Raw genomic sequence first — 14699 nt, forward strand, 5'->3', positions numbered from 1 at the left:
GAGGCCTGCCCGCCCGAGGTGGTGGATCGGTGGGCGCCGGGGCGGGTGATGGTCAACGCCTATGGGCCGACCGAGACCACGATGTGCGTGGCGATCAGCGCCCGGCTGGAGGCGGGGTCGGGCGCGCCGCCGATCGGGTCGCCGGTGCCCGGGGCGGCGCTGTTGGTGCTTGATGGCTGGTTGCGGCCGGTACCGGTCGGGGTGGTCGGGGAGCTGTATGTGGCCGGATCCGGCGTCGCCGTGGGATATCTCGGCCGGCCCGGGCTGACCGGGTCGCGGTTTGTGGCCTGCCCGTTCGGCGGGGCCGGAACCCGGATGTATCGCACGGGCGACCTGGCGTGCTGGGGTGCTGATGGGCAGCTGCGTTATCTGGGGCGCGCCGATGAGCAGGTCAAGATCCGCGGGTATCGCATCGAGTTGGGCGAGGTCCAGGCGGCGCTGAGCGCACTCGAGGGTGTGGGTCAGGCGGTGGTGGTGGCCCGCGAGGATCGCCCCGGCGACAAGCGCCTGGTCGGTTATGTCACCGGAGAGGCCGATACCGCTGTGCTTCGCGCTCAGCTGGCGCAGCGGTTGCCGGCGTTCATGGTGCCCGCGGCGATCGTGGGACTGCAGGCCTTGCCGCTGACCGCCAACGGCAAGCTGGACATCCGCGCGCTGCCCACCCCCGAATACGCCGCCGGTGAGTATCGCGCCCCGCAAAACGCAGTCGAAGAAATCCTGGCCACCATCTACGCCGAGGTCCTTGGCGTCGACCGCGTCGGCACCGACGACTCCTTCTTCGAACTCGGCGGCGACAGCATTTCGGCGATGGGACTGGTCGCCGCCATCAGCACCACCCTGGGCGCCGCCATTCCGGTGCGCGTCGTGTTCGAGGCGCCCACCGTCGCCCAACTGGCGCTGCGCATCGGTGAGGGCACGGGTGGACTGGAGCCGTTGGTGGCCGCCGAGCGGCCCGCGGTGGTGCCGTTGTCGTTCGCGCAGAACCGATTGTGGTTCCTGGACCAATTGCAAGGCCCGTCACCGGTTTACAACATGGCGACGGCCCTGCGGCTGAGCGGGCCACTCGACGCCGACGCGCTGGGCGCGGCGCTGGCCGATGTGGTGGCCCGCCACGAGAGCCTGCGCACCCTGATCACCGCGCCCGAGGGCACGCCCCAGCAGCTGGTGACCCCCGTCCACCAGGCCGACTTGGGGTGGGAGATCGTCGACGCCGGCGGCTGGTCTACCGGCCAGCTGGACGAAGCGATCGGCGACACGGCGCACTACACCTTCGACCTGGCGGCCGAAATCCCATTGCGGGCCAAGCTGTTCCGCATCCGCGCCGATGAGCATGTGTTGGTGGCGGTGGTCCACCACATCGCCGCCGACGGGATGTCGATCACCCCGCTGGTGCGCGACCTGGGCATGGCGTACGCCAGTCGCAGCGCCGGGCACGCCCCAGGCTGGGCGCCATTGGCCGTGCAGTACGTCGATTACACGCTGTGGCAACGCGCGCAGTTCGGCGACCTCGACGACCGCGAAAGCCCCATCGCCGCGCAGCTGGCCTACTGGGAAGAGGCCCTGGCCGGGATGCCCGACCGGGTGCAGTTGCCCACCGATCGGCCCTACCCGCTGGTGGCCGACCAGCGCGGCGCCACAGTGGAAATCGACTGGCCGGCCGAGTTGCAGCAGCGAGTCGGCGAGGTGGCCCGCAAGCACAACGCGACCAGCTTCATGGTGGTTCAAACCGCTCTGGCGGTGCTGCTCTCCAAGCTCAATGCCAGCCCCGATGTGGCCGTGGGCTTCCCGATCGCCGGGCGGCGCGACCCCGCGCTCGACGACCTGGTCGGGTTCTTCGTCAACACTCTGGTGCTGCGGGTCGAAGTCGCCGGCGACCCCACCTTCACCGACCTGCTGTCCCAGGTGCGGCAGCGCAGCCTGGCGGCCTACGAACACCAAGACGTGCCGTTTGAGGTGCTGGTCGAGCGGCTCAACCCGACCCGAAGCCTGACCCACCACCCCCTGGTCCAGGTCATGCTGGCCTGGCAGAACTTCGCCGGGCAAGACGGCGGCCCGGTCGCCGGCCTGTCGCTGGGCGAAGTCGAGATCACGCCGATGCCGGTGGATATCCAGACTGCGCGGATGGACCTGACCTTCTCACTGGGTGAACGCTGGAGCGAAGCCGGGGATCCCGCCGGCATCGGCGGGATCGTCGAATTCCGCACCGACGTCTTCGACGCGGACAGCATTGCGGCGCTGATCGGACGGTTGCGGCGGGTGCTGCTCGCGATGACCGCCGACCCTGCACAAACGTTGTCGTCGGTGGACCTGCTCGATGAGGCCGAGCACGCCCGGCTGGACGACTTCGGCAACCGCGCCGCGCTGACCGGAGCGGCGACCGCCACCGACTCGATCCCGGCGGTGTTCGCCGATCAGGTGGCGCGCACCCCGGACGCCGCGGCGCTGGTGTGCGCCGGCCACTCGATGACCTACCGCGAGCTGGACGATGCGTCGAACCGGTTGGCGCACTTGCTGGTTGGTGCGGGTGCGGGTGTGGGGCCGGGGCAATGTGTGGTACTGCTGTTTCCCCGGTGCGCCGAGGCGATCGTGGCGATGCTGGGAGTGCTCAAAACCGGGGCGGCATATGTGCCGGTTGATCCGGCGCACTCGGCGGCGCGGATGGAGTTTGTGCTCGAAGATGCTGCACCGAGTGCGGTCATCACTACGGCGGACCTGCGGTCGCGGCTCGATGGGGCGGGACTGCCGGTGGTCGATGTTTATGAGTCCGCCGTACAGGCTCAATCGAGCGCGGCTTTACCGATGCCGGCCGCAGAGAACATCGCCTACGTCATCTATACGTCCGGGACGACCGGCACTCCCAAAGGAGTTGCCGTTCCCCAATACAACGTCACTTGGCTGGTCGAGTCACTCGATGAAGGGCTGCCACCGGGGCGGGTATGGACGCAGTGTCATTCCTCGGCCTTCGACTTTTCGGTGTGGGAGATCTTCGGTGCGCTGTTGCGGGGTCGGCGGCTCGTGGTGGTGCCCGAGTCGGTAGCCGCTTCCCCGGAGGACTTTCACGCGTTGCTGGTCGCGGAACAGGTCAGTGTGTTGACCCAGACTCCGTCATCGGTGGCGATGTTGCCGGCGCACGGGTTGGAGTCGACCGCACTGGTGGTGGCCGGCGAGGCTTGCCCGGCTGAAGTGGTGGATCGGTGGGCGGCGTCGGGGCGCGTGATGATCGACGCCTATGGGCCGACGGAGAACACGGTATGCGCGTCGATGAGTTCGCCGCTGGTGCCCGGGTCAGGGGTGGTGCCGATCGGGGCACCGATCGCGGGTGCGGCGATGTTTGTGTTGGACGGATGGCTGCGGCCGGTAGCGGCCGGGGTGGTCGGTGAGTTGTACCTGGCGGGTCGCGGCGTCGCGTGCGGATATATGCGCCGCGCCGGTTTGACGGCGTCGCGGTTTGTGGCTTGTCCGTTCGGGTCGCCCGGGGCGCGCATGTATCGCACCGGGGACCTGGTGCGCTGGGGTGCCGACGGGCAATTGCAATACGTCGGGCGGGCGGACGAACAGGTGAAAATCCGCGGGTATCGCATCGAACTCGGCGAAATCCAGTCCGTGCTGGCCGGTCTCGACGGCGTCGATCATGCCGTGGTGATCGTCCGCGAAGACCGTCCAGGGGAGAAGCGCCTGGTCGGCTACTTCACCGGCACCGCAACATCAGATGACTTGCGCGCAGGGCTGGCCGAGCGGTTGCCGGCCTACATGATTCCGACGGCGGTGGTGGCATTGGACGCGCTGCCGCTGACAGCCAACGGCAAGCTCGACACTCGCGCGCTGCCGGTACCCGAGTACAGCGCCAGTCAATACCGCGCCCCAGGCAACGCGGTCGAGGAGATCCTGGCCGGCATCTACGCCCAGGTCCTGGGCGTCGAACGCGTCGGCGTCGACGACTCCTTCTTCGATCTCGGCGGTGACAGCATCTCGTCGATGCAGGTGGTGACCCAGGCGCGCGCCGCAGGCCTGGTGTGCAAGACGCGCGACATCTTCACCGAACAGACCGTGGCCCGACTGGCCCGCGTGACCGAGGCGGCCGACGCCGACACCGCCGTGATCGACGAGGGCCTCGGGCCGGTGGTGCCCACCCCGATCATCCGTTGGCTGGAAGACGTGGAAAGCGCTGGCGGCCAAGTCGATCAGTTCAACCAGACCATGCTGGTACAAGCGCCCGTCGGCGTCACCGAGACCGACGCGGTGACGGTGCTGCAGGCCCTGCTGGATCGCCACGGCATGCTGCGGCTGCGCGTCGATCGCGACGGCGCCGGCGGCTGGTCCTTGACCGTTCCCGACCCGGGTTCGGTGAATGCCCGCGCGTGCCTGCACGCGGTGGACGAGCTGTCCGACGCGACGGTCGTCGAGGCGCGGTCGCGGCTGAACCCGGCCGCCGGGACGATGCTCAGCGCGCTGTGGGCGCGCTCCACCGGCCAGCTGGCGGTGATCGTTCACCACCTCGCCGTCGACGGTGTCTCCTGGCGAATCCTGTTGCAGGACTTGAACATCGCCTGGGCACAGCACCACTCCGGACAACCGGTCGAGTTGCCCGCCGCGGGCACCTCGTTTGCCCGGTGGTCGTCGCAGCTGGCCCAGCACGCGCAACACCCCGACGTCGTCGATCAGGCGGACACCTGGGCAAAGGTGGCGGCGACGCCGCCGGCCCTGCCCGCGCTGCGCCCCGGGGTGGACACCTTCGCCACGGCCGGACACCTCTCCGTCGAGCTGGATGCCGAGACCACCCGCATGCTGCTCGGTGACGTGCCGGCGGCGTTCCATGCTGGGGTACAAGACATTCTGCTGATCGCGTTCGGGTTGGCATGTGCGGAGTTCTCCGGCAGCCGCGGCGCGATCGGCATCGACGTCGAAGGCCATGGGCGCCAAGAGGAGGTGGGTCGCGACGTCGACCTGTCCCACACCGTGGGCTGGTTCACGGCCAAGTACCCGGTTTCCCTTGCGGTGCCAGGCGTTTCCTGGGCGCAGGTGGTGGCCGGCGGCGCGGCCTTGGGTGCGGTGCTCAAAGACGCCAAGGAGCAGCTCCGTGCTCTCCCGGACCCACTGACCTACGGACTGCTGCGCTATTGGAACACCGGGGTGGAGCTGGACAACTCCGACCCGACGATCGGGTTCAACTATCTGGGACGCCAGGGCAGTGCGGCCGATCTGACCGCCGAGATGTGGCGGCCTGTGCAGGACGGCTCCTCGGTCACCCGCGCGGCCGCGTCGATATCCATGCCGCTGATGCACACCCTCGAGCTCAACGCGGTCACCGTCGACTCCGAGGCCGGCCCGCGGCTGCACGCCAACTGGACCTGGGCGCCGTCGGCGCTGGAAGATAGGCAAATCACCCGGCTGAGCCGGCTGTGGTTCGAGGCCCTCGCCGGCATCTGTGCCCACGTGCGCTCCGGCGGCGGCGGGTTGACGCCATCCGACATTGCCCCCGCACGTCTCAGCCAGGAGCAGCTCGATCAGCTTGCGCGGCAACACCACATCTCCGATGTGCTCCCCCTGACCCCGGTCCAGCAGGGACTGCTCTTCCACGCCAATACCGCGCAGGCGAGCGTCGATCTCTACGCCGGACAGCTGGACATCAGCATCCGCGGCCCGCTCGACCCCGACCGGCTGCGCGATGCGGTGCACACGATGATCGCCCGGCACCCGAATGTGGTGGCCCGATTCTGTGACCGGTACAACGAGCCGGTCCAGATCATCCCGGCTGACCCGGAGGTGTCCTGGCAGCACGTCGGGCTCGCCGGTGAGCCCGACGTCGACGAGCGTGTCGAGCGGCTGTGCGCCGCCGAGCGCGTGGCGGTCTGCGGCGACCTTGCCAAGGACCCCGTCTTCCGGGTGGCATTGATCCGTACCGCATCCGACCGGCATCGGCTGGTGCTGACCAATCACCACATCGTGCTCGACGGCTGGTCGGTGCCGATCCTGCTAGGAGAGATCTTCGCCGGCTATTACGGCCACCGGCTACCGGCGACGGCGCCCTACCGCAACTTCGTCAGCTGGTTGACCCAACGAGACCTCGATGCAGCCCGCGCCGCCTGGGCCGAGGTGCTCGCCGGCTTTGACAGCCCGACCCTGGTCGGTCCGCAGGACCGGGTCAAGCTTGGGCAGCAAGGCGTCGAGTTGTTCGCCCTGCCGCCCGATCTCACCCAGGCCATCACTGACTTGGCGCGGTCGTGCCACGTCACCGTCAACACAGTCCTGCAGGCCGCCTTCGCGCAACTGCTGTGCGGCTTGACCGGCCAAAGTGATGTCGTCTTCGGCACCACCGTTTCGGGCCGGCCCGCCGAGGTTGCCGGCGCTGAAACGATGGTGGGCCTGCTGATCAATACGTTGCCGGCGCGGGCGAACATCACCGCGACCACCACCACCGCCGATCTGCTCGAGCAGCTGCAGGGCGCTTACAACCACACGCTCGACCACCAGCACCTGGCGCTCAACGAGATCCACCGGATCGCCGGACACGATTACCTGTTCGACACCTTGTTCGTGTACGAGAACTATCCGATCGACGCCAGCGCGCTGTCGGGCAACCACGAGCTGGCCGTCGCCGACATCATCAGCCGGGAATCCACCCACTACCCGCTGACGATGCAGGCGCAGCCCGGGCCCGAAATGCGTCTACAGGCCGAATACGACACGGACGTCTTCGACGCGGCACACATCGCAACGCTGCTCGAACGGATGCAGCGGTTGCTGGTCGCCATGACCAGCGACCCGGCGCGTCCGTTGTCATCGATCGGTGTGCTCGATGCCCGCGAACGCGACAAGCTGGACGAGATCGGCAACCGCACGGTCCTGACCCAGCCGTGGGCGCCGGCATCGATCCCGGTGCTGTTCGCCGCGCAGGTGACCCGTACGCCGAAGGCTCCGGCGGTGAGCTTCGAGGGCCGGTCGTTGACGTATCGGGAGTTGGATGAGGCGTCGAACCGGTTGGCGCATATGCTGATTCGCCGCGGCGCTGGTCCGGGGGACTCGGTGGCACTGCTGTTCTCGCGGTCGGCCGAGGCGATCGTGGCCGTGCTGGGTGTGCTCAAGACCGGCGCGGCGTACCTGCCGATCGACCCGGCGTTGCCCACGGCGCGCATCGAGTTCATGCTCACCGACACCGCGCCGGTCGCCGCGGTGACCACGGCCGCGCTGGCTGAGAAGTTGGCCGGTTATGTGTTGCCGGTCATCGACGTGCACAGCCCCGCGGTGGCCGCCCAGCCCGCCACGGCGCCCCCGTCGCCCGACCCCGAGGACGTGGCGCACATCATTTACACCTCGGGCACCACCGGGGTGCCCAAGGCGGTGGCGGTCAGCCACGCCAACGTGACCCGGTTGTTCGACGCTCCGCAAGTCGGGGTGGCGTTGTCACCCGGGCAGGTGTGGACCCAGTTCCATTCGTATGCCTTCGATTTCTCGGTCTGGGAGATCTGGGGCGCGCTGCTGCATGGCGGCCGGCTGGTGGTGGTCCCGGATGCGGTGGCCCGCTCGCCCAAGGACTTCCACGCCCTGCTGGTCGCCGAGCAGGTGACGGTGCTGAGTCAGACCCCGGCCGCGGTGCGGATGCTCTCGCCGCAGGGCCTGGACGGCACCGCGCTGGTGATCGGGGCCGAGCCGGTGCCGCCCGAGCTGGTGGACCGTTGGGCGCCGGGGCGGACGATGATCAACGTCTACGGGCCGACCGAGAGCACTATCTTCGCCTCGGCCAGTGCACCGCTGGCGGCCAAGTCCGGTCCGCCGCCGATCGGTGCGGCGGTGCCCGGGGCGGCGTTGTTCGTGCTGGACGCCTGGCTGCGCCCGGTGCCGGTCGGGGTCACCGGGGAGTTGTATGTGGCCGGGCGCGGCGTCGGTTACGGGTACGTGCGCCGGGCCGGATTGAGCGCGTCGCGGTTCGTGGCGTGTCCCTTCGGCCAGCCCGGTCAGCGGATGTATCGCACCGGGGACCTGGTGCGCTGGGGTGCTGATGGGCAGCTGCACTATGTCGGGCGTGCCGATGACCAGGTCAAGATCCGCGGCTACCGCATCGAGGTCGGCGAAATCCGTTCGGCCCTGGCCGAACTCGCCGGCGTCGACGAGGCCGTCGTCATTGTCCGGGAGGACCGCCCCGCCGACAAACGCCTGGTGGGCTACATCACCGGGGCGGCCGACCCCGCCGAGCTGCGTGCCGCGCTGGCCGAGCGGCTGCCGGGCTACATGGTGCCGGCCGCGGTCTTGGCGCTGCCGGCCCTGCCCGTGACCCTCAACGGCAAACTCGACACCCGCGCCCTACCCTCACCCGAATACACCGCCTCCGGGTACCGCGCCCCGACCAACGCAGTCGAGGAGATCCTGGCCGGCATCTACTCCCAGGTGCTCGGCGTCGAACGGGTCGGCATCGACCAGTCGTTCTTCGACCTCGGCGGCGACAGCATTCTGGCGATGCGCCTGATCGCCGCGGTCAACAGCGACTTGGACGAGTACCTGTCGGTGCGCGCCATCTTCGAAGCGCCCACCATCGCCCAATTAGCCCCCAGGATCGGTGAGGGCGCGGGCCGGCTGGAGCCGCTGGTGGCCGGTCCGCGGCCGGCGGTGGTTCCGCTGTCGTTCGCCCAAAGCCGGTTGTGGTTCCTCGACCAATTGCAGGGCCCGTCACCGGTTTACAACATGGCCGCCGCCATGCGCCTGCGCGGCCCGCTCGACGCGCAGGCGCTCGGGGCGGCGCTGGCCGACGTGGTGGCCCGCCACGAGAGCCTGCGGACCGTGTTCGCCGCGCCCGAGGGCACGCCGCAGCAGGTGGTCATCCCCGCCGAGCGTGCCGACTTCGGCTGGCGGGTCATCGACGCGGCCGACTGGTCGGCGAGCCGACTGGACGAGGCCGTCAAGGCCGCGGCCCGCGAGACCTTCGACCTGGCCACCGATATCCCGTTGCGGGCCTGGCTTTTCCGCGTGGCCGACGACGACCACGTGTTGGTGGCCGTCGTCCATCACATCGCCGCCGACGGTTGGTCGTTGCGGCCGTTGGCCGCCGATCTGGGCGTCGCGTACGCCGCCCGCTGCGCGGGGGAGCCCCCCCAGTGGCCCGAATTGCCGGTCCAATACGTGGATTACACGCTGTGGCAGCGCGCGCAGTTCGGCGACCTGAAGGACCGCGACAGCCGCATCGCATCCCAGCTGGCCTACTGGGAAGACACGCTGGCCGGCATGCCGGAGCGGTTGCAGCTGCCCACCGACCGGCCCTACCCGCAGGTCGCCGACCAGCGTGGGGCCGCGGTGGCGATCGACTGGCCCGCCGACTTGCAGCAGCAGGTCACCGCGGTGGCCCGCGAGCACAATGCGACCAGCTTCATGGTGGTGCAGGCCGCGCTGGCGGTGCTGCTGTCCAAGGTTGGCGCGAGTAGCGATGTGGCGGTGGGCTTCCCGATCGCCGGACGCCGCGACCCCGCGCTCGACGACTTGGTCGGATTCTTCGTCAACACCCTGGTGCTGCGGGTCGACCTGAAAGAGCTAGGCGGCGATCCCACCTTCGCCGAGCTGTTGGACCGGGTGCGCACCCGCAGCCTGGAGGCCTTCGAGCACCAGGACGTGCCGTTCGAGGTGCTGGTGGAGCGGGTCAATCCGACGCGAAGCCTGACTCATCACCCGCTGATCCAGGTGATGCTGGCCTGGCAGAACTTCGGTGGGCAGGATAATGACCCCGCGACCGGACTGGCGCTGGGCGACGTTCGGATCACCTCGATGCCGCTGGACACCCAGGTCGCCCGCATGGACCTGACGTTCTCGCTGGCCGAGCGCTGGACCGAGGCGAACGAGCCCGCCGGAATCGGCGGGCGGGTGGAGTTCCGCACCGACGTGTTCGACGCGGACAGCATCGAGACACTCGTCGGGCGGCTGCAGCGCGTGCTGGCGACGATGACCACGGATCCCGGCCGCTCCGTCTCGTCGGTCGACCTGCTCGACGCGGCCGAGCATGCGCGCCTCGACGAGATCGGTAACCGGGCGGTGCTGACCGCACCGGTTACCGCGCCGACATCGATTCCCGAAGCGTTCGCCGCGCAGGTGGCGCGCACGCCGGATGCGCCGGCGCTCGGTTGCGGTCAGTGGTCGTGGACGTATCGGGAGCTGGACGAGGCGTCGAACCGGTTGGCGCACGCGTTGACCGGCGCGGGTGCGGGCCCGGGCGAGGTTGTGGCGCTGATGTTTTCGCGTTCGGCCGAGGCGATCGTGGCGATCCTGGCCGTGCTCAAGACCGGCGCGGCCTATCTGCCCGTCGACCCCGCCCTCCCGGCGGCCCGCGTCGGCTTCATGCTCACCGACGCCGCGCCCGTGGCGGTGGCCACCACCGCCGACCTGGCCCACCGGCTGGACGAGCACGACGTGGCGGTCATCGACGTCGACGATCCCGCCGTCGAAACTCAGCCCGCCACCGCCCTGCCGGCACCCAGCGCGGAGGACACTGCGTACCTCATCTACACCTCGGGGACGACCGGGCTGCCCAAGGGCGTGGCGGTCAGTCACCGCAACGTGACTCAGCTGATGGCGTCGGTGAACGCCAGCCTGGCGGACGCCGGGGTGTGGTCGCAGTGGCACTCCTACGGCTTCGACGTGTCGGTGTGGGAGATCTTCGGCGCGCTGTTGCGCGGGGGACGCCTGGTGGTGGTCCCCGACGCGGTGGTCCGGTCCCCGGAAGACCTGCACGCCCTGCTGATCGCGGAACGCGTCACCGTCCTGAGCCAAACCCCCTCTGCCGCAGCGATGCTGGACCCGCAGGGCTTGGAGTCGGCAGCCCTGGTCGTGGCCGGCGAGGCCTGCCCGGCGGACCTGGTCGATCGGTGGGCGCCCGGCCGCCTGATGATCAACGCCTACGGCCCCACCGAGACCACGGTGTACGCGGCGATCAGCGCGCCGCTGGCGCCCGGTGCCCCGATCGTGCCGATCGGCTCTCCGGTGGCCGGCGCGGCGTTGTTCGTCCTCGACGAGTCCCTGCGGCCGGTGCCCCCCGGGGTGATCGGCGAGCTGTACGTGGCCGGCGGCGGACTGGCGCGCGGGTACTGGCGGCGCCCGGCGCTGACGGCGTCGCGGTTCGTGGCCTGCCCGTTCGGCCGGCCGGGGGCACGGATGTACCGCACCGGCGACCTGGTCTGCTGGGGCGCCGACGGGCAGCTGCAGTACCTGGGCCGCGCCGACGACCAGGTCAAGATCCGCGGCTACCGCATCGAACTCGGCGAGATCCAGGCGGCGCTGGCCGAGCTCCGCGGGGTGCGGCAGGCGGCCGTCGTCGCCCGCGAGGACCGGCCCGGCGAGAAGCGCCTGGTCGGCTACGTCACCGGGTCGGCGGACCCGGCCGAGCTCCGCACCGCCCTGTCCGACCGGCTGCCCGCCTACATGGTGCCGGCGGCCGTGGTGGCGCTCGACGCGCTGCCGCTGACAGCCAACGGCAAGCTGGACGTCCGCGCCCTGCCGGCGCCGGAGTACTCCGATGCCGATCGCTACCGCGCCCCCAGCAACCCCGTCGAGGAGATCCTGGCCGGCATTTTCGCCCAGGTGCTCGGTGTCGAGCGGGTGGGCGTCGACGACTCGTTCTTCGACCTGGGCGGCGACAGCATCTCCTCGATGCAGGTGGTGACGCGGGCCCGCGCCGCCGGCCTGACCTGCCGGACGCGCGACATCTTCGTCGAGCAGACCGTCGCCCGGCTGGCCCGCGTGGTCGGCACGGCCGACGGCGACGACGGCGTGACCGACGAGGGCACCGGCGAACTGCCCGCAACCCCGATCATCCGGTGGTTGCAGGGCGTGCAGGGCCCGGTCGACCAGTTCAACCAGACCATGGTCGTGGAGGCGCCCGCCGGGACCGGCGAAGCCGACGTGCTGGCGGTGTTGCAGGCCGTGCTGGACCGGCACGCCATGCTGCGGCTGCGTGTCGACGACGCATGGTCGCTGACGGTGCCCGAGCCGGGTGAGGTGGACGCCGCCGACTGCCTGCACACCGTGGCGGCGTTGTCCGACGCGGCGGTGGTCGAGGCGCGGTCCCGGCTGAACCCGGCCCAAGGGGCGATGCTGAGCGCGCTGTGGGCCGCCTCCACCCGCCAACTGGTGCTGATCATCCACCACCTGGCCGTCGACGGCGTGTCCTGGCGAATCCTGTTGGAGGACTTGAACATCGCGTGGGTGCAGCATCGCGGCGGCCAGCCGGTGGCGGTGCCGCCCGGTGGGACGTCATTCGCCCGCTGGGCAGCCCTGCTCAGCGAGCATGCGCACGCCCCGGCGGTGGTCGAGCGGGCCGACGACTGGAGGCGGATAGCGGCGACCCCGCCCGCGCTGCCGGCCGTGCGCCCCGAGACCGACACGTATGAGACCGCCGAGCACCTCTCGGTTCAGCTCGACGCGGAGACCACCCGCACGCTGCTCGGGGAGGCGCCCGCGGCGTTCCATGCCGGCGTCAACGACATTCTGTTGATCGGCTACGCCCTGGCCTGGGCGGAGTTCCTGGGCGGCACCGCGCCGATCGGCATCGACGTCGAGGGCCATGGCCGCCACGAGGAGCTCGCGCCCGGGGTCGACCTGTCGCGCACCGTCGGCTGGTTCACCACCAAATACCCGGTTTCCTTGACGGTGAGTGAATTGCCTTGGGAGCGTGTACTTTCCGGTGATCCGGCGTTGGGCGCGGTGCTCAAGGGGGCCAAGGAACAGCTCCGGGCCCTGCCCGACCCGCTGACCTACGGGCTGCTGCGCTACCTGAACACCGAGGCCGGCCTGGACGGCCCCGACCCGACGATCGGCTTCAACTACCTCGGCCGTTCGGGCGGCGCCGCGGCCGAGCTGTCCGACGAGCTGTGGCGGATCTCCCGGGACGGCTCCTCGGTGACCGGCACCAGCACGGCGGTGCCCATGCCGCTGATGCACACCGTGGACCTCAACGCGGGCACCGCCGACACCGAGGACGGCCCGCAGCTGCACGCCAACTGGACGTGGGCGCCCTCGGTGCTGGACCGCGAGCAGGTGACCCGGTTGAGCCGGCTCTGGTTCGAGGCGCTGACCGGCATCTGTGCCCACGTGCGATCCGGCGGGGGCGGGCTGACTCCGTCGGACATCCTGCCGGCCCGGCTGGCCCAGCAGCAGATCGACGAGCTCGAGCGGCAAGACCCGATCGCGGACGTGCTACCGCTGACACCGCTGCAGCAGGGGCTGCTCTTCCACGCCACCACCACGCGGGGCGGCGGCCAGGATTCCGGCGACCTGTATGTGGTGCAGCTGGACATCGGCATCGTCGGCCCGCTCGATCGTGACCGGCTGCGCGATGCCGTGCAGACCGTGGTGAACCGGCATCCGCACCTGGTCGCGCGGTTCTGGGACCGGCCCGACGAACCGGTGCAGATCGTTCCCGCAAATCCGGTGGTGGCGTGGCGGTACGTCGAGCTCGACGCAGGCGAGGGCGAAGGCGAGGGCCAGGACGACCGCCTCCGGGAACTGTGCGCCGCCGAACGCGCCGCGGTCTACGACGTGGCCCATCAACCCGCCTTCCGGGTCGCCATGATCCGCACCGCGGCGAATCGGCACCGGCTGGTGCTCACCATTCACCACATCGTGCTGGACGGCTGGTCGGTGCCGATCCTGGTGAACGAGACCTTCGCCGGCCTCACCGGGCAGCGGTTGGCCCCGCCGGCGCCGTATCGCCGATTCGTCAGGTGGCTGGCCGAACGCGACCTGGACGCCGCGCGGTCCGCGTGGGGCGAGGTGCTCGCCGGCTTCGACACCCCGACGCTCGTCGCGCCGCCGCACCACATGGAGCCCGGCGCCCGGGGCCTCGAGACGTTCGCGGTCTCGGCCGAAACCACCCTGGCGATCGCCGAGCTGGCCCGCTCCCGCCAGACCACGGTCAGCACCGTGCTGCAAGCCGCGTGGGCGCAGCTGCTCATCTGGCTGACGGGCAACCACGACGTCGCGTTTGGCACCACGGTCTCGGGCCGGCCGGCCGAGGTGCCCGGGGCCGAGTCGATGGTGGGCCTGCTGATCAACACGATCCCGGTGCGCGCGCGCATCACCCCGGCAACAACCACCGCGGACCTGCTGGACCAGCTGCAGGGCGCGCACACCGACACCCTCGACCACGAGCACCTGTCGCTCAGCGAAATCCACCGGATGACCGGCCACGAGAAGCTGTTCGACACGCTGTTCGCCTACGAGAACTACCCGCTGGAGACCTCCGCGATGGCGGTCAACCACGAGCTGTCCATCACCGACTTCGACGTCTTCGAACGCAACCACTACCCGCTGACGATGCAAGCCGCCCTGTCCGGCGACCGGCTCGGCCTCCGCGTGGAGTACGACGCGGACGTGTTCGACCGGCGCACCATCGGGGCGCTGACCGACCGGCTGGAGCGGGTGCTGGTGGCCATGACCACCGACCCGGCCAGGCGGCTTTCCTCGGTCGACCTGCTCGACGGGCCCGAACACGCCCGGCTGGACGCCATCGGCAACCGGGCGGCGCTGACCCGGCAGGAGCCCGCACCGGCGTCGATCGTGGACCTGTTCGCCGCGCAGGTCGCGCACCGCCCGGACGCGGTGGCGATCAGCTGGACCGGCGTGTCCATGACCTACCGGGAGCTGGACGAGGCGGCGAACCGGTTGGCGCACCTGCTGGCCGCGGAGGGCGCCGGCCCCGGACGGCCCGTGGCGCTGCTGTTTTCCCG

The 14699-nt window shown here is 70.2% G+C and carries 1 protein-coding gene (running past one end of the window); it reads left to right on the forward strand.

The window, feature by feature from the left end:
• On the forward strand, positions 1–14699 hold part of the coding region annotated (locus A5692_RS21695) for a non-ribosomal peptide synthetase (protein WP_068059653.1) (this coding region is incomplete at its 3' end). Its footprint begins 14157 nt before the window's first position; 14699 of 28856 annotated nt are visible.

This window comes from Mycobacterium sp. E342 (assembly GCF_001667665.1).
In the GTDB taxonomy this organism is placed as follows: Bacteria; Actinomycetota; Actinomycetes; order Mycobacteriales; family Mycobacteriaceae; genus Mycobacterium.